The organism is Oleiphilus sp. HI0128 (genome assembly GCF_001635365.1).
Genome location: NZ_LWGG01000496.1, coordinates 1 through 313 on the forward strand (window position 1 = coordinate 1; position 313 = coordinate 313).

A 313-nucleotide genomic window follows, 5' to 3' on the forward strand; every position below is an offset into this window, starting at 1 on the left:
TGCTAGGCAAACTATATGAGAAAACAAGTGTGATTATCACGACTAACTTAAGCTTTTCAGAGTGGAGCCAAGTCTTCGGTGACGCAAAGATGACAACCGCATTACTTGATCGACTAACGCATCACTGTCACATCATTGAAACAGGTAACGAAAGTTACCGCTACAAAGAATCTACTAATAAACGAATTTAAAACTGGAAATAAAAGAAAAGTTCAGGCCATAATCTGGCCTCTCAGGCGGGTCAAAATTAAGTGCAAAAGCAGGGTCAGTTTTACATGCAAATTAACAGGCGGGCTGCCGTATTGCCTTTATA

At 40.3% G+C, this 313-nt stretch carries 1 protein-coding gene; it reads left to right on the plus strand.

Annotation, left to right across the window (positions count from 1 at the left end):
* On the plus strand, window positions 1-191 hold a 191-nt coding region (locus A3763_RS05980), incomplete at its 5' end, for an ATP-binding protein (protein WP_197482801.1).
* Between the last annotated feature and the right edge of the window lie 122 nt (window positions 192-313).